We start from the raw sequence: 21,451 nt of genomic DNA, 5'->3' as shown, positions 1-21,451 counted from the left end.
TCAGCGGGAGCGGTGGACCGGTGTGGGGCCGGGGAACGGCCTCGGCTCCACACCGATCTCGCGCATCCTGGCCACGTAGGCCCGGTAGCGCCGGCGGGCCTCGCCGTGGCCACCCTGGGCGGCCAGGGTCCGGACCAGGGTCAGGTGGGCAGTCTCGTCGTAGCGGTCGCGTTCCAGGACGCGCAGGCAGTATCGGCCCGCCGCCACGTGCTCGCCGCCTGCCTCGGCCTCCTCGGCCAGGGCCGAGGCCACCTGGAGGTAGGTGAGGCGGGCGTCGGCGCGCAGTTCGGCGGCCCAGTCCGCGTAGGGCTCCTCCTCAAGGAAATCGCCCGCGTAGCGCGCCTCGGCGGCGGCCAGCAGCGGCGCGGCGGCCATCGGCTGCCGCCCGCGCCCAGCCAGCCCGGCCTGGGCGTCGGCCAGGAAGCGCAGCACGTCCACCTCCACCACGGCCGGGTCGAGGCGCACCTGGTCCGCGTCGGCCACGATGCCGTGCCGGTCGCCGCGCCGAGGGTCGAGCACGAGCCGGGCGGTGGACAGCGCGACGGAGAACCGGTTGGCCACCCGCTGCGGCGGTTCGTCGGGCCACAGCATGGCCATCAACACCTCACGGGAGGTGGGTCGACCGCGTCGGGAGACCAGGATCTTCAGCAGGTCACGGGCTTTGCGCGACTGCCAGGCCGTGGCGGGCACCGGCTCACCGCCGCGCAGCACTCGGAAGCCGCCCAGGGTCTGCACCGACACCGCGGGCTGCCCCGAGTCCAGACACGCCTGCGCGACCGCCTCGGCCCGGGTGGCCAGACCGAGGGCGCCCGCCCGACGGGCCGCCTGCGCGGCGACCTCGGCCATGGCCCGCCCGTCCGCGCCGCCGAGCACCGCAGCGCGGGCGGTGGCCACGGCGATGTCGCCGAGGGGGTTGCCGATCTCCCGCCACAGCACGCCCGCCTGGTCCAACGCGACCAGCGCCTGGTCCCGGTCGGGGTGCGCGCGGCCGATAAGGGTAAGCGATTCGGCCAACGCGGCGCGGTCGCCACGGCGTGCCGCCACCGCCCGCGCCTCTTCCGCGCGGGCCGCCGCCTCGGCGCGATCACCCCGTGCCAGCGCCACCCGTGCGGCGGCCAACAGGGCCAGTGGGTAGCCGAACCCGGTGCCGCGGGCCAGGGCGCGCCGCACCGCCTCGCCCGCCGCCGCCGGATCGTCCTCGGCCAGGACCGTGGCCAATCCGGCGAGTGCGGGTACCAGTTGGGGTGCCGCGTCGTTCTCCTCGGCGAGACGGGCCGCCTCGGTCAGGGCAACCTCGGCCTGCACTCGGTCACCGCGCAGTCGGTGGATCTCCCCCAACGACTCCAGCGCCAGGCTGGCCAGCCGCGACCCCGTCCTGGTGTAGACGGTCCGGGCTGCTTGGAGGTCGGCGGCGGCCTCGTCCAGCCTGCCCAGAGCCAGCAGCGCCGCGCCGCGGTTGTTCAGCGCCAGCGCGCGGTAGCTGGTGAACCCGGTCAGCTCGGCCAGCCGCAACGCGGTGTCCAGCTCGGTCAGTGCGGCGCGGTGGTCGGCCTCGTGCACGAAGTGCGCCGCGCGGTTCACCCTGATCCGGGTCTCGGCGAGGACGTCGCCCGCGAGCCGGGCGTGGGTCAGGGCGAGCTCGTAGTGGCGCGCGATCGCCACCCGGTCCCCTTCCGCATCGGCGATCATGGCCAGCACGGTGTGCGCCGCGGCCAACGCGGCGTCGTCACCGGACTCGCGGGCCAGGTCCATCGCGGCACCGACCTCCGCGCGACCCACCGCGACGTCACCGCGGGCCCAGTGCGCGCTGGCCGCGATGCTGCGCACCCCGGATTCGGCCGCCGGGTCGCTCCCGCTGAACGCACACCGCCCGCAGGCGAGCAGCGCGTCGTCGGGTGCCCCGCTGAAGTAGTGGATGGCCGCCACCCGCAACGCGAGCGCGGGCGCGGTCCGATCGGTGTGCTCGGCCGCCCGCTGCAAGCAGGCCAGCGCTCGGCCCCACTCGCCGCGCACGTGGTGGGCCGCGCCCGCCATCTGCCAGAGCGCGGGGTCGCGCTCTTCCGACGGCATCAGCTCGACCGCGGCCAGGAGGGTGTCCGTACCGCCGCTGTGCAGCAATTGTTCGCCCCGTTCGACCAGCAACCGCCGCACGGGTTCGCGATCGGGCAGCGCGGCGAGCGCGGCGAAGGCTTCAGCGAGGTGGCCGTGCGTGGCGAACCACTCGGCCGCCGCCGCGACCAGGCTCCGCAGCCGGGGACCGTCCAGGGGGAAACGCCCGGACACGAACACCTTGGCCAGGGGAATCAGCCCGAACCAGCCGGGTGCCGACACCAGCCGCTCCACGAACAGACCGCGGTCGACCAGCCCGGTCAGCACCCGCTCGGCGTCAGCGAAACCGAGCGCGGCCAGCAACTCGGGAGTACAACGCTCGAACAGCGCCACGACGGCGAGCAGTTCGCGGACCGGGTGCGGCTCACGCTCGAATATCTCGTGGGCCAGGTAGTCGTAGAGAGCCCGGTCGTGCGGCAGGTCCGCCGACCACGCGGGTGCAGGCTCCCGACGCAACGCCTCGGCGACCATCCGCACGGCGACCGGCCAACCGCCGGTAGCCCGGTGCACGGCCGCCGCACGGGCCGGATCGCCGAGCAGGCGTGCGGTCTCCTGCTCGGCGAACGCCAACTGCGCCGCGGTCACCTCCAACACCTCCGACCTCCCCCGCAACCGCAGCACGGGGAACGGCGGGGCCGTGCGGCCGGCGAGCACGACCCGCAGCCCGGGTGGAGCCTGCAGGCACAGCGCCTCCACCAGCTCCCGTGACGCGGCGGTGGGGTCGATCAGGTGCGCGTCGTCGAGCACCAGCAGCAGCGGATCCCCCGACCTGGGCGGCACCGCGGACACCGCCTCGCACAGGGCCGCCGCCATGGCGTGCGCCCGGTTGGTCCTCCCGGCCGCTCCGGCCGCATCGTCGTCCGCGAGCGCGGTCGGCGGGTCGAACCCCAGCTCGGGCAGGGCCGTGCGCAGGGCCGCGACGAGACCAGCCAGCAGCACCTGGGGTGAGCGATCCTGCTCGGTGACCGCGTGCCAGGCGACAGGAACCCGCGCGGCCCAGTCCGCCAGGAGCGTGGTCTTTCCGTAGCCGGCAGGGGCGATCACGGTGGTCAGGCGGACCGTGCGGGCCGCCGCCAGCAGGTGGTCCAGGCGCGGGCGTGCCAGGGCTTGGGCGCTCGTGGGCGTGGTCACCTAGGGAGCATCGGCGGGCGATCGGCACGGCGTCGTGGCCGGAACGACCGGTCCACCCGATCGGATCAGCCACTCAGCCGCCACACCAGCGCGGGCCGGGGGCCGGGGCGGTAGGTGTTGCGGGTGCCGGTGTGCACGGTGGTTGTCAGGTGGTGGCCCAGATCGGGGAATGTCTCGGTGATGCGGGTGATGGCCGAACGCAGTGCGCGGGTGGTGTTGAGGCGGGCCCGTTCCGCTGCCGAGCCCGTGGGGCGGGCCCGGCCGCCGAGACCGAAGGCTTGGGCCAGTTGTCGGGTGAGGGCGTCGATCTCGGCCCTGGCCCGGCTCGCGCGCACCGGGTCGCAGCAGTCTTCGGCATCGGTCTCCTCCGCGCGCAGGTCCGCTAGCCTGCGCCGGTAAGCGTTCCGGGCGGTGTCGTCCAGTAGTGGGCCGAGGTCTCCGGGTTCGTCCATGGTCAGGCCCGGCTCCAGTCGCCCGGTCGCGCCAATTGTGGTGACCAAGTCCAGCGCGAACACCTCAACGCCGGGGCGGGCCAGCAGTTCGCGCAGGTAGCCAAGGCCTCGGGTGTGCCGCAGTGTCAGCACTGAGCCCGCCCATTCCAGTGACCAGTGGTCTCCCTGTCTGCTCAGCACGGCCGTCGGCGGACCGGACCCGACGAACCGGATTCGCAGGGAGACCGTGTCCCCCTCCGCAGCGAGATCGAGCACGCGCCAGCGGGCGTCCGCGAACGCCCGGCGCACCTCCCGCAATGCGCTGGTGACCGCGGACAGGGGCAGTTCGGTGGTTGGTGGTGTGGTGTGCATGGGTTCCCCCGGAGGTGGACGAGTGCTGGACCCGGCCGGTGTCCGCCGGCCGGGTCCAGGTTCGTCCCCGCTCTGTGGGTGGGCTTAAAGCCCACTGTGGGTCAGGGGTTGCAGTTGACCATGGTCGGGCCGTTCACGCAGGTGTCGGTACCGGCCTTGCCGTCGAGGGAGTTGGTGCCCGGTCCCCCGTCCAGGTGGTTGGCGAGGTCGTTGCCCCACAGGATGTCGTTGCCCGAGCCGCCGATCAGCGCTTCCACGGTGTTGGCGATCGAGTCGTTCTCGCCGAACTCGCCGTCGTTCTTGACGTCGTCGAGCTTGGCGTTCACCGGGTTGCTCCGGCCGGCGTAGGTGACGGTGTCGGTACCGCCCAAGCCGTACAGCCAGTCGTCGCCCAGCCCGCCGTCGAGGACGTTGTCGCCGCCGTTGCCGGTGAGGGTGTCGTTGCCGTTGCCGCCGGTGAGGTTCTCCACGTCGGCGCCGATCGTGTCGTGCTCGGGGTACAGGACGTCGCCGTAGGGGTTGACACCGTCGTCCCCGACGGCCCCGTCGAGGTCGGCGTACACGGCATTGGTGTAGCCGGAGTAGCTGACGGTGTCGACGTCCGCTCCACCGGTGAACGTGTCCGCGCCACCGAAGTCGATCGTCGTGTCGGCACCACCGTGGAACCAGTCGTTGCCGTCCTCGCCGAACAACTCGTCGTTGTCCTCCTGGCCGTACAGCACGTCGTCGTGCGGGCCGCCGTGCATCTCGTCGTTGCCGACGCCGCCGATCAACCAGTCGTCGCCCTCCCCGCCGGAGAAGTAGTCGTTGCCGCCCGTACCGATCAAGACGTCGCCGCCCTGGTTGCCCACCAGACCGTTCCCGACGTTGTTCCCGGTGAGGGTGTCGGGCCCGTTGCCCCCGTACAGGTCCTCGACACCGTTGCCGATCAGGTCGCCCTCACCGGTCGTACCGTCGTTGGCGAGGCCGTCGAGGTTGGCGACGACGCCCGCGGCGATGCCGTAGTAGGTGACGCCGTCCTTCCCCTGGTTCCCGTGCATGACGTCGGCGCCGACGTCGCCCCTTAGGATGTCGTTGCCCGACCCGCCGTGCAGCGTGTCGTTGCCCTCGTCGCCGCGCAGGAGCGACTGGGTGCCGGTGCTGTTGGTGATCGTGTCACCCAGGTCGCCCCCTCTGATCTCCATCCCCTGGATGCCCATGGCCAGGCACTGGACCTTGGTGGCGTCACCCGCCACGTTGCCGCAACCCGGACCGGCGGTGATCGGCACCGAGTCGTCGATGAAGTACGCGCCGCCCACCAGCGTGACGGTGATGACGTTGGCGTCACCCGCCGCCGCCATGTACCGGATGGCGACACCATCGACCTGCGCCACACCACCACCGGCGGCGTCGGCCGTGCCCACCGCCAGGAGGCACTGAGCCGCGACGACCACCGCACTCATCCCCACCTTGAGCGCGCGCTTGTTGGTTGACATTTCGTCCCCTCTCGGATGGGTCCTCCGTGCGAGGCCCCTTGCCAAGAAGGCGTTCATTCGAGGTGAACGATGTTCAGCACCGCTATCGCCATTCCGGTGGCCCGGTGGACGGTGGCCCAGCGGGCCACCGCGGCGTCCGCGAACGAGTCCACGCCCGGCGGCGCGTGCTCGCCGCGCAGCAACAACATCATCACCGCGTCGGTGAGCAGTAGGCCGTCGATCGGCTCACCGAGGCAGGCCGCCGTCGCCAGGGACGCCGGGGTCGCGGGGAAGAACAGGTTGTTCGACGCCCACGAGCGGCCTGGTGGTGCGGCGTCGGAGCGCGGCCCGCACTGGTCGACCCACGCGACCGTCGCACCCTCGGTCTTCGCCCTCGGATAGTCCTCGTCCAGCCAGGTCCGCACCGCACGGTAGAGCGGTTCTCATCGTCAGAAGTGGCACTACACCGCCAATCGACGTACGAGATGCTCACCGAGCGCCGAAACACCTTTCAAGTGCAGGTGCCGGTGTCTACTTCCGACTATCAGCCACGCCGCAACGCCCGTGGGCGACGTCCACTTGGGATGCCGCCCACGGGTCTCGAGATCATTCGGTTGTCGTGCCGGTCAGCTGGTGGTCACAGGGCCGGGTAGGCGTTGCGCATGAGCTCCTGGAACTGGGCCGAGAACCAGTGACCCGAGAGCGGCGCGTCGGGCAGCGCGCCGGACATGTTGTACCCGTTGCGGGCGTTACCGCCGTATGTCGGGTCGCACATCCGGTCGAAGCCCTTGCCCTCGTCGTTGGGGATGTAGGTGCTGGAGCCGTCGGACTCGCCCGGCGGCTTGATCCAGACGTAGGCGTCGATGTTCGGCTTCGGCGCGGCCTTCGGCCGCTCGCCGAGACCGGCGCCGGACTGGTTGCACCAGTTGCCCTTCTGGAAGCGGCGGTCGATGCGAGACTCGTCGATGTAGGTGTCCGGGTTCGTGGAGGTCGACTTGGCGGTGGGTCGGTTCTGTCCGCCCCAGCCGTTGCGCGAGGTGTCGATCAGCATGCCGATGCCGCTGTCGAAGCCCTGCTTGACCAGCTCGGTCCGGAACGCCGTGGCGAAGCCGAGCTCACCGTTGAAGTCGTTCCAGTCCACCCACTTCGCCGACTCCTTCACCGGACGGCCACCGACGTGGTCATCCACCGTCCAGTACGGCTCCTCCAGTGGCGAGTAGTTCGCCGTGTTGGTGATGAACCCGTGGACCTTGTCCTTGGTGGCGCCGTTTCGGCCCAGCACCGAGGCGAACAGCTTCGCCGAGGCGAAGAAGTTGTCGTACTGGGGGTTGGTGTCGCCCCAGCCGATCCAGCCGTGGTGGGCGGCGTCGATGTAGTTGTAGACGTTGCCGATCGCGCCCAGCTTGCCCAGCGCGTACGAGACGCCGTCGATGTAGTTGCCGTTGGCCTTCATCGTGTCGCACTGCGGCGTCGCCGTGACCCGCGGCGAGACGTTGGTGACCAGGTTGGGCAGCGAGTCGATCTCGATCACCGACACGATGCGCAGCTTGGAGTACTCCGGCCGCGACACGATCTCGGCGATCTTGTCGATGTACTCGCTCTTGTAACGACCGATCTCATCGGCCTTCAACTCGCCGTTGGAGGCGAGCGCCGCGCAGTCACGACCGGGCAGGTTGTAGACCACGAACTGGAAGACCAGCTGACCGTCCGCACGCGCGGCCCGCTGCTTCTCGGCCTCGTCGAGGTGATCGGACAGCCCCATGCTGCCGGTGGTCGGCGAACCGTTGCCGGTGATCGCGCTGATCCGGTCCAGCCACACACCGGTCGGCTGGTTCGCGATCCGCGAACCACCCGGCTCCGCGGCGGCCTGACGCGACCACTGCGGATTCACGTACACCCCGGCACCCACGTACGGGTTGTCCACCCGCGGACCACCGCCGGGGTTGTCACCCGTCGTGGTGGTGGTGGTCGTGGTGGTCGTGGTGGTCGTGGTCGTGTCGACGTTGCCGGTGCAGACCGTGCCGTTCAACCGGAACTGCACCGGCACCGGGTTGGACCCGGTCCACGAGCCGTTGAAACCTGGCGTCACCGAAGCCCCGGTACCCAGGTTCGCGCTCCACGAGGGATTGCGGACCGTCACCCGCGTCCCGGACTGGGAGAACTCGCCGTTCCACCCGCTCTGGACCGTCTGACCGGCCGCGAAGTCCCACTCCAGCGTCCAACCACCGGAAATGGCGTCACCCAGGTTGGTGACCGTGACGTTGGCGCCGAACCCGCCCTGCCACTGGTTCGCGATCTGGTACGACACCCGACAACCCGCGGCGGCGTTCGCGGTGGCCGTCGAAGCCACCACCCCGGCCACGGACAAAGCCGCCACCGAGGTCACCGCCAAAGCCCCGGTCAATTTCCGGGAACTGACGAAAGTGCGCAGACTCATGCATCGCCTCCTTGCGAGCAACCCGCCGTCTGGGAGCGCTCCCAGCAATAACGTCGGATCACTATCCGACGTGTGGTCGAGAAGGTGACTGGGAGCGCTCCCAGACAAACGATAACCCACTAGGGCCGGTTTGTCACCCATGTTGACAAACCGTGAGGCCGACTTTAGCGTGGGCGTCCGTCGTGCGACCAGCGGTCGCGGGCGCAGACCAGCACCCGCGTCGTTCCTGGTCAGGTTGCTGGTCGACTCCGCCGCTCCGACCACGCTCCCGCTCCACCGGTGACGGCGCCCAGCGCGTCACCGGCGGTCGAACCGACGCACCGGCCGCACCTGCGGCCGTTCGCCATCGAGCCCCTCGGTGGCGTCAGCACGCGGTCCGACCGCACGTCGGAGTCGATTACAAGCTACCCATCGAAGAACTCGGACAAATGGACCAGCGAAGTGACCCGTTCGTCGTGGTCGAATAGCGCCACCGGCGAACTCGGTCATTCGCTCACGCATTCTCGACCGCGACGCGGAAGACGTCGTTGTTCACCCGTCCTTGGTCAGCTCACCAGTCCCCCAGGAGGCGACCCGTGGTTGAAGAGTCGGTAGGACGCCCGGACCGTCCCACCGTTCCGCACAACGCAGGCGTGGCCGCACGAGCCGTCGGGTCGGCCGGCGCGCAGGCGGCGGGAAACCTGCAGCACCTCCAGCAGGCCTTCGTCGACATGCGGTTCGGGATGTTCATCCACTACAACATGGCGACGTACAGCGACGAGGAGTGGGCATCCCCCGACCTCGACCCGCGGTTGTTCGCCCCGACCGCGCTGGATTGCGCGCAGTGGGCGGCGACCGCGAAAGCGGCGGGCATGTCGTGGGCGGCGTTGACCACCAAGCACCACGACGGCTTCTGCCTGTGGCCGACCAGGCAGACCGGCTACAACGTCATGAACAGCTCGTACCCGCGCGACGTCGTTCGCGAGTACGTGGACGCGTTCCGCGCGCAGGGCCTCAAGCCCTGCTTCTACTTCTCCATCTGGGACCGCACGCAGGGAGTCGCCCAGGGGTCCGTGACGCGCGCCGGCATCGACTTCGTCAAGGACCAGCTCACCGAGCTGCTGACCTGGTACGGCGAGATCCCGGTGCTGGTCATCGACGGCTGGGCGTGGCAGATGGGCCACCAGGCGGTGCCCTACCAAGAGATCCGGGAGCACGTCAAAACCCTGCAACCCGACTGCCTGATCGTCGACCACAACGGGCAGACGGAGCCGTGGCAGAACGATTTGATCTACTTCGAGGAGCCGAAGGGCATCTGGGCGCCGCCGGACAACACCTACGCCTCGATCCAGGGGCAGAACATCGTCAGCACCGGGTGGTTCTGGCACCCGCGAGGCTCCCAGTACGGGTCTACAGTGGACTCACCGACGATGAGCCCCGACGACCTCGTCAACCGGCACCTCAAGACCTTGGAAGCCCGGTACTGCTCGTTCCTGCTGAACTGCATGCCCAACCCGGAAGGCAGGCTCGACCCCCACGTCGTGGCCACCCTGCGCCAGGTCGGCACCAGGTGGACGCCGGACACGTCCCGATCGTCGCTGCCACCGCAGCCGGACGTGCTGCACCACCCGGTCACCCCGATCACCGCCACCGCGACGAGCGGGACCGCGGCGAACGGCATCGACGGCTACCTGGACTGGTCGGGGGGAAGTGTCCAGAGCTTGTGGGAGTCGAGCGGACCGCTGCCCCAGTCGATCACCCTGGATCTCGGCTCGACCTACTCCGGCATCGACGCGCTGACCTACCTGCCGCGGCAGGACACCGACGGCTCCGGCGTGGTGACCACCGGCAACATCACCGGGTACCGCGTGCTGACCAGCACGGACGGCACCGCGTTCGGCGAGGTGGCGACCGGGACGTGGGGGGCGACCAAGACGTTGAAGCACGCCCGGTTCGCGCCGGTCAGCGCCCGGTACGTGCGCCTGGAGGCGACAGGGACGGTCGGCGGTGGCGATGCGATCCTCAGTGAGGTCGACTGCGGCGGCATCGCCTCCCGCCCGGTCTCCGACGGCAGCGGCACGGCGCACCGGTAGCCGGTCAGCCGGCGCAGGGGCCAGGGTCGTCGACGTCAGCGGTGGGTCGATGACGGGATGAACCGCACGACGGAGCCGTGGTGGGTGGAGTTCACCCACCACGGCTCCCGAACCGACCGGCGGCCTGCGCTGGCGGCGGGGAAGTGGGGCGGACGTCGGTGTCCGGTCCGTGGCCGCTCCCCCACCTCGTCGGGAGAACGGTCAGGCGGTGGCGCAGGTCAGGGTCGGCGTCGAAGGGCTGCCGCTGCCGATGAACCCGAACGAGGTGCTCGCACCGGAACCGATGGTGCCGTTCCAGGACGCGTTCTTCGCCGTCACGGTCGAGGCGTCGGTGGTGAGGTCGGTGTTCCAGGCGTTCTGCACGCCTTGGCCCGCGGCGAGCGGCCACTCGACCTGCCAGCCGGTGATCGCCGACGCCTTCGGGTTCTTCACGGTGACCTCGGCCTGGAACCCGCTGCCCCACTGGTTGACCACGCGCAGCGCCGCGGTGCAGTCGCCCGGGGGTTCCTGCGGTCCCCCTGACTGCTTGAAGTCCGGCAACTCGTCCAGGGTGATGACGGTGGCGTGGTGGTAGACGCGCCGCACGAAGTCGCGCGGGTTGGTCACGCCGTCCTGGATGAAGGACCCGGACCAGGTGACGAACCAGGACCAACGTGCCTCGTAGGCGCGGATCTCGTCGGGGTCGGGGATGGAGCCGACCTCGCCCAGCGCCACCAGCTTCCGGTCACCGCCCAGGTCCACCAGGCGCTCGTAGGCGCCGATGGCCGGGCCGTGGTCGCCCTGCGGCAGGTAGACGTCCGCGCTCACCACGTCGACCACGTCGTCGCCGGGGTACCACTCGGGCGAGACGGAGTTCCACACCCAGATCAGGTTGTGCAGCCCGTGGTGGCTGACGAGGCGCTGGTGCAGCAGCCGGTAGAGCTGCTTGGCCGGGCCCGAGCCCTTGGCGCCCCACCAGAACCAGCCGCCCTCGGCCTCGTGCAGCGGTCGGAACAGCACCGGCACCTTCGCGTCCGCGAGACGCTTGAGCTGCACCGCGATGGCGTCCATGTCGCGGATCAACAGCCCGTAGTCGGTCGAGGTCGGGTCCGCCAGCGCGGCGGCCAGGTCGAACGTGGTCGCGTCGGTGTAGAAGCCGCGCCACCACTCCTTGCCCGGCTGGTCGATCAACCCCGATGGCGCGTTCCAGTGCCACACCATCGTCACGATCCCGCCGCGGCGGTCGTGCGCGACGGCGTGGTCGACGTCCCGTCCGACGGTGCCGCGCTCGACCCGGCTGGGCGAGTAGTCCATCAGGTCGTAGCCACCGACGGCGGGCGCCTTGCCGGTGTTCTGCTCGACCCAGTCGATGCTCGCCTGGTCCTGCTGCCCGGACAGGATGTTCTTTCCGTAGTTGTCGGTCAGGTACCGCATCAGGCCCTTGGCCTCGGCCGTGGCGGCCGGGTCGGTGGGCGCACCCGTCACCTGGTGCGGCGGTCGCGACGCGCTGGGCGTCAACCTGACCGCGTCGATCAGGTACCAACCCCAGTTGTTGGTGATGGTGATCGTGTTGTCGCCCGGGACCAGCAGCGCCTTGCCCGCCGAAATCTCGGTGAACGCCGGGTTCGCGGGGAAGGTCACGTCGCCCAGGCCGCCGCCGTTCAGCGACAGCGACGCCGTCTTCTGCCCGTACGGCGTGGCGTAGCGGATGGTCAGGTCGTGCAGCCCGCCGGCGCTCGACGGGACGGTGATGGTGACCTTGTCGGCGGCCTGGTCGAACCCGGCGACGTAACCGGTGCCCGAGAAGCCTTGCCGGCTGGACTCGACCACCGTTCCGGACAACACCCCGTCCTCGGCTTCGAGCCACGTGCCGGCCGCCGCGCCGGCCGTTGCCGGGATCACCGCTTGGGGCACCGCCAGGGTCGCCACTATCAGCGAAACAAGCATTGGAATACGCATTGGATGTTCCTAACCGCCGTTGGCAGGAATAGGTCTGACGCGCAATCGTGAAACGTGTCGGAGCACCGGCGACACCGCGTCGCCGGTACGCCGAATCGGAAGATCGCGGGCGTGCGCCCGACGCGGCGTCGAACGCGTCGGGCGCACGTCACGTGCCACACCCGCCAGCGCGGCACGTGAGACACCCGGTGACGCAGCGGTCGGCCCGGAATCCGACACTGCGACCGGGAGCCCCCGGGTACTGCCTCCTCCCCTCGGACCGCTCCGTCGGACCGCTCCGTCGGACCGTGGTCCGGGATGGGCGTGTCGGTTCCGATCACAGGTGGGAGGCAGGGCCGTCAGCCGCATGGGAGCAGCGGCTGACGGCCCGGGTCGGGTGGTGGCTCAGCCCTTGGTGCAGGACTGGCCGTTGACGGTGAACGCGGTGGGGTCGGTGTTCTGGCCGCTGAACGAGCCGTTGAACCCGATCGACGTCGAGCCGCCCGGCGCGAGGTTGCCGTTCCACGAGACGTTCGTGGCCGTCACCTCGGCGCCGGTCTGGGTCCAGTCGGCCGACCAGCCGTGGGTGACCGTCTGGTTCCCGGGGAAGGCGAACTTGAGCGTCCACGAGTTCCACGCGGTGGCGCCGGTGTTGGTGATCGTGATGTTCGCGGAGAGGCCGTTGGACCAGGAGTTCGCCCGGTAGGTGATCTTGCAGCCGCCGGTCGAGGTGTCCGGCTTCGTCCGCACCGCCGTGGTCTGCGATGCCGCCGACGTCAGGTTGGCGCCGTTGCGGGCGATGATCGCGAACGTGTAGGCGGTGTCGGGCGTCAGGCCGGTCAGGGTCGCCGACGCACCCGACACGGTGGTGACGACGCGCTGTGCGCCGCCGTCGAGGGTGACGACGTCGTAGTTCTTGACGCCGCTCTCCGCGTCGGTGGCCACGTTCCAGGTGAGCTTCACGCCGGTGGTGGTGATGTCGGACGCGGCCGGGGCGCCCGGCGCCGACGGCGGGGTGGTGTCCTCGACCGGCGGTGTGCCGCCCGCTTTCTCCGCCGCCCAGTTGGCGATCCACGCGAGGGCCGAATTCCAGTTGATCGTGACCTCGTTGACCGTGAACGCCTGGATGTGGTCGACGTAGCACTTCTGCGGTTTGCAGTCGGCCGGGATGAAGCGCTGGGCGTGCGAGTCGCGGCCGTAGCTGTTCGGACCACCGGAGAGGGTGCCCGGCGCCGTGACCGGCAGGGCGGGGTCCAGCTGGTTGGCCCAGAACCGGTGGTGGCCGTTCTCGAACGCCCGGTCACCGTAGCCGGCGACGTAGGAGTAGCTCATCGGGTTGCGGCCCAGCAGGTAGCCCAGTGCGTTGTAGACGCCGTCGCGGTACTTGGCCTGGCCGGTGAAGTCGTGCGCCAGCGCGAGCACCGCGATGTTGTTGGCGACCAGGCCGTTGGAGCCCCACTCGTAGCCGCCGTCGCTCTTGCGGTACGGGGCCGGGTAGCCCAGATCGGCGACCTGGGCGAGGTGCTGGTCGGCCACGGCGGTGAACGCCGACTTGATGGCCGCGATGTCGGCGGCCGGCAGCCCGTTGGGCACGAGCGCGAGCGTGATGTCGCCCAACGGGCCGAGGGACTGCCAGTCGTAACCACGCGCGTTCAGGCTCTTGCCCTTGAAGTGCGGCGAGGAGGTGAGATCGGCGCGGTAGCTGGCCTCACCGGTGGTGGTGAACAGCTCCGCCGCGGCCCAGTAGAACTCGTCGGTCAGCACCTCGTCGCCGTAACCGCCGCCGCCGCTGTCGTCGGAGTTGAAGATCTTGTCCGGGTTGGCCTTCGCCGCCGCGTAGGCCGTGGTGGCCGCCGCGAGCGCCTTCGCCGAGAACGCGGGGTCGATCGTCTTCCAGATTCGCGCGGACTGCGCCGCCACGGCGGCCATGTTCAGCGTCGCCGCGGTGCTGGTCGCGGAGAGCAGGCGCTGGTACGGGTCCTGGTCGGGCCGCGTGGGCAGCAGGGTCCACTGCTCGCTGTGCATCTTGTGGTGGACCATGCCGTCGGGCGCCTGCATCTTCAGCAGGAACTCGACCTCCCAGCGCGCCTCGTCCAGGATGTCCGGCACCCCGTTGGCCTTCTCCGGGATGTTCAGCTTGCCGTCGCCCAGCGCCGCGGCGTCGCCGATCAGTCTCGCCCGCTCGTAGGTGTTGAGCACCTGCCACGCCGAGATGCCGCCGTTGACGACGTACTTGCCGTGGTCGCCCGCGTCGTACCAGCCGCCGCGCACGTCCAGCGTGTAACCGCAGTTGAGGTTGGCGCGGCACGGCACCGCGCTGTCACCCTTGTTCGGGGCGACGTCGACGTGACCGGCCGGCCGCGAGTACTGCGTGCCGACGTACTGCGCCTCGATCGGGATGCCGCTGCGGTTGTGGTAGAAGTACGCCAGCGAGTCGTAGCGCAGCTTCTTGAGCTCGTCCGTCGCGATGTCGAACGGGAAGCTCGTGTCCGCGCCGACGCTGAGCGTGTAGCCGGTGCCCGGGGTGTCGAACGACGAGAAGTCGATCAGGTGCACCGGGTCGCCGGAGTTGGTGTCCGTGCCCTTCGGGGTCGACTGGCCGGTGGCCACCGTCGTCCCGGCCGAGTTCTTCAACACCCACGGCTGCGGCGTGGCCGCACTTGACACCAGCGTGGCCTGCTTGGACAGACCCGGCACGTAGGCGACCTGGTTGACCTGCACCTTCTTGGGCGCCGGCGTATAACCCTCCCCGGGCGCCTTCAGCCCTCCGGTCAGCGACACGTTGTCGAAGCAGATGCGGCTCTCGGCCGCTTGGCCGCCGAGGTGGAAGTTCATCTGCCCGCCGCCGGCGTCGGGGAAGTCCATCGTGGCGGTGAACGTGAAGGTGAACCGCTGCTTCGTCGTGCCGAGCTGGAACTCCCGCTTGAGCATCTCCTGGTACGGGGGAACGCCCTGGCCGATGACGACCGCGATCGGCCGCGGCGCGGTGGCGTGGGCGTCGAAGGCCATCGTGTAGGACTGGCCCGCCTCGAACGGCACCCCGTTCTGGCCGAGCAGCGCGTCCCACGGGCTGCTCGTGCCGGCGCGGACCGTGCCGCACATCTCGCCGTTGACGGCCGCGGTCGACACGTTCCCGGCCCACCACGGATCGGTGGACCCGTTGTCGAACGTGCCGTTGAGGATTCTTTCGTACTCCGCCGCTTGGGCGACACCTGTGGCGAGCGCACCGCTCATCGCCATCGCCGCAGCGAGGGCGACCGCGGCGGGGCGCTGCCACCGGAAAAAGGGACGTGATGCCATCGAACTGTTCTCCTCCGTCTGCTCTGACGGTTGGCAACGGTTTACGGGACGTTCCGGGAGCGCTCCCAGAGGTGTTGTGTACGACCCCAGGACAATCGGGCAGCTGGTTCGCACAGGTCATCCGAGAATGAGCCGGTGCTCCTGGGCGCAGAAGGTCAGTCGGATGCCGGCGAGGAGGTCGCCAGCGGAGGGATCAGGTACCTCCGTCCAGTGCGGTGAGTTCGAGCACGAGGGCTTGGGCCGGCGCCAGGAGGGGCGCGGCGAGACCGGCTTCGGCCAGCACGCGGCCGGTGGCCACCGTCTTCCCGGCGGCCAGCCACACCGGTGGTCGGACGTCGAGCAGTCGGGGTGCGGGCAGTTCGTCGACCACCCGCAGCCGGTACCGGCGGGTCGGGTCGAGCCCGGGCAGGCGAAGGGGTGGCGGCACTGAGCGGTCGCCGGAGTCGGTGCGGGACAGGCGGTACACCGCGTGGGCGCGGTCGGGGGCGACCGCTCCGGTGAGCAGCGCTCCGCCGTCGATCGGGGTGTCGTGGACGAGTTCACCGGTGTGCAGGGTGGGGCGCACGCGGCGGTAGAAGTCGATCCACGCGGTCAGGACCTCCAGCTCGTGCGGGCCGCAGGTGGTGAGGTCCCATTCCAGGCCGGGTGAGGCGAACAGGGTGGTGGCGATGCGGAAACCGAGGTCGGCGTGGCGGCCCGAGGTGTGGGAGCGGGGTGGACCGACGTGGCTGCCGATCAGTTCCGGTGGCAGGAGCAGCTCGGTCCAGCGTTGCAGCCGGGTGCGCTCGACGGGGTCGTTGGAGTCCGACGCCCAGACCCGGTCGGTGCGGTCCAGGATGCCGAGGTCGATGCGGGCGCCACCGGAGGCGCACGATTCGATCTCCAGCGCCGGGTAGCGGGCGCGCACGGTGTCGAGGAGGTCGTAGAGGGCGCGCACCTGCGCGTCGACACCGGCGCGGCCGAGGTGGGTGGCTTCGAGCAGGTCGCGGTTCTGGTCCCACTTGAGGTAGGCGATGTCGTACTCGTCCAGCAGTGCGGACAGGTGCTTGAGCAGGTGTTCGCGGACCTCCGGCAGCGCGAGGTCGAGCACGTGCTGGTGGCGCATGGTCCGCGCCCGGTCGGCATCGGGGGTGAGCAGCCAGTCGGGGTGCTCGCGGGCAAGGTCCGAGTCGAGGTTGACCATCTCCGGCTCGACCCACAGCCCGAACTGCATGCCCAATCCGCGCACGTGGTCGACCAAGGGGTGCAGGCCGTCGGGCCACACCGCCTCGTCCACCACCCAGTCACCGAGCCCGGCGCGATCGTCGCGCCTTCCCCGGAACCAGCCATCGTCCAGCACGAACCGCTCCACGCCGATGGCGGCGCCGACATCGGCGAGCCGGCGCAGGGTCGGGAGGTCGTGGTCGAAGTAGACGGCCTCCCACGTGTTCAGCACGACCGGTCGAGGTGAGGTGGGGTGGTGCGGCCGGTCGCGCAGCGAGGCGTGCAGGCGGGCCGACACCCCGTCGAGCCCGCGGTCCGACCAGGCGAAGACGCCGTCCGGGGTCTCGAAGACCTCACCTGCCGCCAGTTCGACCTCACCGGGGCGCAGCAGCTCGCCGACGCCGATCGCGACGCGCCCCTCGGGCAGGTCGTCGACGCGGTAGCGCGCGTCACCGCTCCAGGCGAGGTGGGCGGCCCACAGCTCGCCGTGGCGGTCACCGAAACCCGGGACCCCCGCTGCCAGGAGGGTCGGTGAGTCATGGCCGGTACGCCCTCGCCGGGACTCGCGCACCAGGGTCCCCTGCGTACGGGGACGTCGCTGCGGCATCCGCTCGCGCGTCCAGCGACCGCTGAAGTCGAGCAGCTCGGTCGCGCGGTCGTCCAGCGGCAGCACCGCGTCGGCGACCACGACGCGCACCGGGGTCGCCCCTTCGTTGCGCACCCGGTGACGCACGCGGAGGACACCGTGCGCGTCCAGGCCGAGGTCGGTCTCCAGCAGCACACCGGCGGACCGCGCGGTCACCGTGATGTCGGTGGACGTGACGGAGAACCCGGTGACCCGCCAACGGGGGCGGATCGGGCCTCCGTTCCTCTCCAGCAGCAGACCCGGTGCCCCCGCCCAACCGTCGCCCTCGCCGGGCGCCAGGGTGAACGGCCACGGCTCGTCCAGCGCACTGGCCGACACCCCGCGCTCCCGCGCGATCCGGAACTCGTCGAGCTCCGCCTGACCGAGCGGGCCGAGGTCCGCTCCCCAGTGCAGCACCTCCGGCAAGCCCTCGGCCTGCGGCGCCAGCACGAGCGACACACCGGCCGCCGCGAGCACGACCGGATGACCGGGCCACGACGGCCCGGTCGCGCTCATCGGCGCTCCCGCACGACACGCGCCCCGGCGACGTCGAGGAGTGTGGAACAACGCGATCGCATGCGAGGTATCCCCTTTGACAGCCGCAGCCGCTGGTGCACTGCCCGAGCCGATCGCTCGTGCCAGGACACGCTAAGAGCTGCGGCGAGAGTTTGTCAATGACAGTGACAAAGACCGTTCAGGTCAGCGAGGAGAAGGACGCGGAGAAGCACCGGTGACGCGGAACTCGACGGCGGACCAGGACAGCGCGGGCAACGTCACGGACAGCGTCGTGCCGTCCGAAGAGGCCGCCGTGCGCACCCCGGCCAGGGGCACCGGTACGACCGGTTGGGCGTGTTCGGTGTTGGTCGCGTGGCGGGTCGTGCCGGGCGGCGCCATGACGCTGTGCGCCTCCTCGACCTCCAGCGAAGCACCGCGCAGCGACAGGATCACCTCGGTTTCGGCGTTGGTGGACCGGTTGGCCAGGAACGCGGCGGCCCGGCCGGTGTGCTCGTCGAACGTGATCGCGGCGTCGACGGGGTCGACCGGTCCGTGCAGCGAGGTGTGGATCGGCGCACCGGTCACGGCCGTCCGCAGGCTCACCCCGCGTGCGGCGCGGGCGACCAGGTGGAACGGGTGGAACGTCGTCTGGCGCCAGGCCGGGCCTCCGGGCTCGCTGCGGATGGGCGCGATGACGTTGACCAGTTGCGCCAGGTTGGCCATGGTGACGCGGTCGGTGTTGCGCAGCAGGCAGTTCAGCAGCGTGCCGACCACGACGGCGTCGGTGACGGTGTAGGTGTCCTCGATGACCCGACCTCCCGCCACCGGCGGCGCGGAGCGCAGGCGTGGTTGCTCCATCTCGTTCCAGTGCCGCTGGTCCCAGACGTTCCACTCGTCGACGGCGATGCCGATGCTCTTGTCCAGACCGAGGTCGGCCAGCGTCCGGTCGATGATCGCGGCGGTGTCCTTCAAGTAGCGGTCGAGGCCGACGGCGCTCGCGAGGTAGCTCTCCGCGTCACCGTCGTGCTCCTGGCAGTAGGCGTGCACCGAGATGTGGTCGACAAGGGCGGCGGTGTGGGTCAGGACGGTGCGCTCCCACTCGCCGAAGGTCGGCATGTTCGAGGCAGAGCTGCCCGCCACGACCAGTTCGACGGCGGGGTCGATCATCCGCATGAGGCGGGCGGTCTCGGCGGCCAGCCGACCGTACTCGGACGCGGTCTTGTGCCCGACCTGCCAGTGGCCGTCCATCTCGTTGCCCAGGCACCACAGTCGGATGCCGAAGGGCGCTTGCGCACCGTTGGCACGGCGTTGCTCACTGAGAGTCGTGCCGCCCGGGTGGTTGCAGTACTCCAGCACGTCGGCGGCTTCCTGGATACCCCTGGTGCCGAGGTTCACCGCGTACATCGGCTCGGCGCCCACCGCGTCGACCCACGCCATGAACTCGTGCAGCCCGAACTCGTTGGTCTCCACCGCGTTCCACGCCGGGTCGAGCCGGGTGGGCCGCTCGCCGACCGGGCCGACACCGTCCTCCCAGCGGTGGGAGGACACGAAATTCCCACCCGGGTAGCGGACCACGGTGACGCCGAGTTCACGGGCGAGCTCCAGCACGTCGCCGCGGAGTCCGTTCGCGTCCGCGCGCGGGTGGTCCGGTTCGTGCAGTCCGGTGTAGACACATCGGCCCAGGTGCTCGACGAGCGAGCCGAAGAGCCTCCGCGGCACCGGGCCGATCACGTCGCCCAGGTCCGCGTTGATGGTGACGACCATGCCTCTTACTGCTCCTTGTCCGTCTTCGGAGACCATGCGAAAGCCCGGGTCCGGTCATCGGCTCTCCCGCACGACCCTCACCTCGCGGCCCGGCACGACCAGTTCGTGGTCGACCACCTCCCCCGTCACCAGTTCGACGCCCTTCACCGCGACGCGACGCTCCCCCTCGCCGTGGTTCAGGGCGAAGACCCACGTGACGCCGTTTTTCTCGCGGCGCACGACGTCCAGTCCCGCTCCACGACCGGACGGTTCGATGCCGGCGTCGTCGAGCACGTGCCCGACGAACTCGTCCATGCTCGCCGGCTGGAGAGCGCACGAGACGTAGTAGGCGGCGCCAGAGCCGACCGCGCGGCGGGTCAGCGCGGGCCCGCCGGCCAGCGGACCTCCGGCGTAGCGCGCGATGACCTCGGCGTCGTGGACGTCCATGAGTTCCGACCACGAGTGGAACGCCGCCCCGGAGTCGAGTCGGCCGCGCTCACCGGGCTGGAGGGGGAAGAACTCCTCCGAGCTCACGCCCAGCAGTTCGCGGAACGCGCCGGGGTAACCGCCGGGCCGCACGGCGTTCTCGTGGTCGACGATCCCCGACATCCAGGTCACCACGACCACACCACCGCGTCGTGTCACCTCGGCGACGCGTTCGGCGGACTCGTCGTCCACGAGGAACAGCGTCGGCACGACCACCAGGTCGTAGCCGCCCAGGTCGGCCCACGGGGGCACGACGTCGACCAGGACGTTGCGGGTCCACAGGGCACGGTGCCAGGCGCGCGGTTCGTCGCCGTAGCGCAGTTCGTTGTGCGGCTTAAGCCCTCGGGAGAACGCCCACGCGGCCTCGTCGTCGAACAGCAGCGCGGCCCGCGCCGGTTCCACCGTCGAGCCCCGCACTTCGGCGAGGCGGCCCAGCACCGCGCCCAGCTCCCGCACCTCACGGCCGATCTTGGAGTCGAAGCCGGCGTGCGGCACCATGCCCTGGAGGAACTGCTCGGCTCCCCGCAACGAGGTCCGCCACTGGAAGAACAGCGCGCCGTCCGCGCCGCGCGCGATGTGCCCGAGGCTGTCCCGGATCAGCTCGCGCGGGGCCTTGGCCCGGTTGACGCGGTTCCACGCGGTGCCGCTGGCCGAGTGCTCCATGAGCAGCCAGGGGCCGCGACCGGGGGCCATGCCGCGCATCCGGTCCGCGGAGAAGGCGATGTCCTGCGCCGAGAGCGGGTCGTTCGGGATGGTGTAGTGGTCGTTGGCGACGATGTCGACGTGCCGCGCCCAGCGCGGGTAGTCGACGATGTCCTGCTGGGTACCGACCATGAAGTTGGTGGTGATGGGGGTGGTGGGGGCGAACTCGCGGATGACGTCGCGCTCGGCCAGGAAGTGGTCCAGCAGCGCGTCCGAGGAGAACCGGTCGTAGTCCAGCACCAGCGCCGGGTTGTGCGCCTCGCCGCCGCGCGGCGCGGGAACCTGGTCCCAGTCGGCGAGGTGGTGTCCCCAGAACGCCGTGCCCCAGGCGCGGTTGAGGTTGTCGAGCGAGCCGTAGCGGTCGCGCAACCAGCCCCGGAAGGCGGCGAGCGACTCGTCGCAGTGGCAACGCCCGTTCCCGCCGCCGAGTTCGTTGCTCACGTGCCACAGCACCACCGCCGGGTGGGCGGCGTAGCGCTTCGCAAGCGCTTTCGTCATGCGCAGCGCGTAGCGGCGGAACGTGGCCGAACTCGGGCACCACCCCAGCCGCGCGCCCGGCCAGTGCCGCGTCATGTCGGCGTTCACGGGCAGGATCCCGGGGTGGGCGGCGTGCAGCCACAGCGGTGGCGCGGCGGTCGGCGTGGCGAGGTCGACCGAGATCCCGTTGCGGTGCAGCAGGTCGATGATCCGGTCCAGCCACGTCCACTCGAACACGCCGTCGGCCACTTCGAGGGCGCCCCAGCTGAACACGCCGAGGGTCACGACGTTCACGCCCGCCTCGGTCATGAGGCGGACGTCCTCGTCCCACACTTCCGGCGACCACTGCTCGGGGTTGTAGTCACCGCCGAAGCCGAGCCCTGGGGTGGGCCAGTGCGTCGTCATCCCGTGAGTCCTCCAGTCAGCAGGTCGAGCTTCCGGGAACCGTTGCAGGCGCAGGACGAACGTCACGAGCTGGATGATCGCGACGGCCGCTC

General features: G+C 70.5%; 11 protein-coding genes. 1 reads left to right on the top strand and 10 read right to left on the bottom strand.

What is annotated here, in order from left to right:
- The 5 genes from EDD40_RS36675 to EDD40_RS36655 all read right to left on the bottom strand — a co-directional run bounded on the left by EDD40_RS36675 (window position 1) and on the right by EDD40_RS36655 (window position 7,874).
- Entirely contained in the window at window positions 1-3,240 is a 3,240-nt protein-coding gene (locus EDD40_RS36675; RefSeq protein WP_123746938.1) for an AfsR/SARP family transcriptional regulator, read from the bottom strand.
- A gap of 65 nt (window positions 3,241-3,305) precedes the next feature.
- A complete protein-coding gene (locus tag EDD40_RS36670; protein WP_148089024.1) occupies window positions 3,306-4,043 on the bottom strand; it encodes a nuclear transport factor 2 family protein in 738 nt (245 codons plus the stop codon).
- A 101-nt stretch (window positions 4,044-4,144) separates the two neighbouring features.
- Window positions 4,145-5,518 (bottom strand): calcium-binding protein, encoded by a 1,374-nt coding sequence (locus EDD40_RS36665; protein WP_170185332.1) that lies wholly within the window; start codon window positions 5,516-5,518, stop codon window positions 4,145-4,147.
- Between the two features lie 53 nt (window positions 5,519-5,571).
- The gene (locus EDD40_RS36660) at window positions 5,572-5,922 is read right to left on the bottom strand and encodes a hypothetical protein (protein ID WP_123746935.1); all 351 of its coding nucleotides are present in this window, start codon (window positions 5,920-5,922) and stop codon (window positions 5,572-5,574) included.
- A 212-nt stretch (window positions 5,923-6,134) separates the two neighbouring features.
- Complete coding sequence (locus tag EDD40_RS36655) at window positions 6,135-7,874, bottom strand: glycoside hydrolase family 6 protein (RefSeq protein WP_342777804.1); 1,740 nt, start codon at window positions 7,872-7,874, stop codon at window positions 6,135-6,137.
- Window positions 7,875-8,566: 692 nt separating this feature from the next.
- On the opposite strand from EDD40_RS36655, the gene EDD40_RS36650 reads away from it, so the two are divergent.
- Window positions 8,567-10,006 carry an alpha-L-fucosidase gene (locus tag EDD40_RS36650; RefSeq protein WP_123746933.1) on the top strand — a complete coding sequence of 480 codons (1,440 nt, stop codon included), beginning with the start codon at window positions 8,567-8,569 and terminating at the stop codon, window positions 10,004-10,006.
- Window positions 10,007-10,207: 201 nt separating this feature from the next.
- Here the strand turns inward: EDD40_RS36650 and EDD40_RS36645 are convergent, their stop codons facing one another.
- From EDD40_RS36645 to EDD40_RS36625, 5 genes are all read right to left on the bottom strand, one after another.
- The gene (locus tag EDD40_RS36645; protein ID WP_211348319.1) at window positions 10,208-11,887 is read right to left on the bottom strand and encodes a glycosyl hydrolase; all 1,680 of its coding nucleotides are present in this window, start codon (window positions 11,885-11,887) and stop codon (window positions 10,208-10,210) included.
- A gap of 441 nt (window positions 11,888-12,328) precedes the next feature.
- Complete coding sequence (locus tag EDD40_RS36640; RefSeq protein WP_246038146.1) at window positions 12,329-15,223, bottom strand: glycoside hydrolase family 9 protein; 2,895 nt, start codon at window positions 15,221-15,223, stop codon at window positions 12,329-12,331.
- 193 nt (window positions 15,224-15,416) lie between these two features.
- Window positions 15,417-17,567: an alpha-galactosidase gene (locus tag EDD40_RS36635; RefSeq protein WP_123746931.1), complete on the bottom strand. Its 2,151-nt coding sequence runs from the start codon at window positions 17,565-17,567 to the stop codon at window positions 15,417-15,419.
- A gap of 183 nt (window positions 17,568-17,750) precedes the next feature.
- On the bottom strand, window positions 17,751-19,310 hold the full coding sequence (locus EDD40_RS36630) for an alpha-N-arabinofuranosidase (RefSeq protein ID WP_123746930.1): 1,560 nt from the start codon (window positions 19,308-19,310) through the stop codon (window positions 17,751-17,753).
- A gap of 54 nt (window positions 19,311-19,364) precedes the next feature.
- Window positions 19,365-21,359, bottom strand: coding sequence for a beta-galactosidase (locus EDD40_RS36625; RefSeq protein WP_123746929.1), 1,995 nt, complete (start codon window positions 21,357-21,359; stop codon window positions 19,365-19,367).
- Window positions 21,360-21,451 lie beyond the last annotated feature (92 nt).

The sequence above is a fragment of the Saccharothrix texasensis genome (genome assembly GCF_003752005.1).
GTDB classification, from domain to species: Bacteria; Actinomycetota; Actinomycetes; order Mycobacteriales; family Pseudonocardiaceae; genus Actinosynnema; species Actinosynnema texasense.
This window is presented reverse-complemented; position numbering and strand designations above follow the sequence as displayed.

Bases quoted from the DNA above. Each gene is read 5' to 3' on its own strand.
- EDD40_RS36625 (WP_123746929.1), bottom strand. From the start codon at position 21,359: ATGACGACGCACTGGCCCACCCCAGGGCTCGGCTTCGGCGGTGACTAC.
- EDD40_RS36630 (WP_123746930.1), bottom strand. From the start codon at position 19,310: ATGGTCGTCACCATCAACGCGGACCTGGGCGACGTGATCGGCCCGGTG.
- EDD40_RS36665 (WP_170185332.1), bottom strand. From the start codon at position 5,518: ATGTCAACCAACAAGCGCGCGCTCAAGGTGGGGATGAGTGCGGTGGTC.
- EDD40_RS36670 (WP_148089024.1), bottom strand. From the start codon at position 4,043: ATGCACACCACACCACCAACCACCGAACTGCCCCTGTCCGCGGTCACC.
- EDD40_RS36635 (WP_123746931.1), bottom strand. From the start codon at position 17,567: ATGAGCGCGACCGGGCCGTCGTGGCCCGGTCATCCGGTCGTGCTCGCG.
- EDD40_RS36640 (WP_246038146.1), bottom strand. From the start codon at position 15,223: ATGGCATCACGTCCCTTTTTCCGGTGGCAGCGCCCCGCCGCGGTCGCC.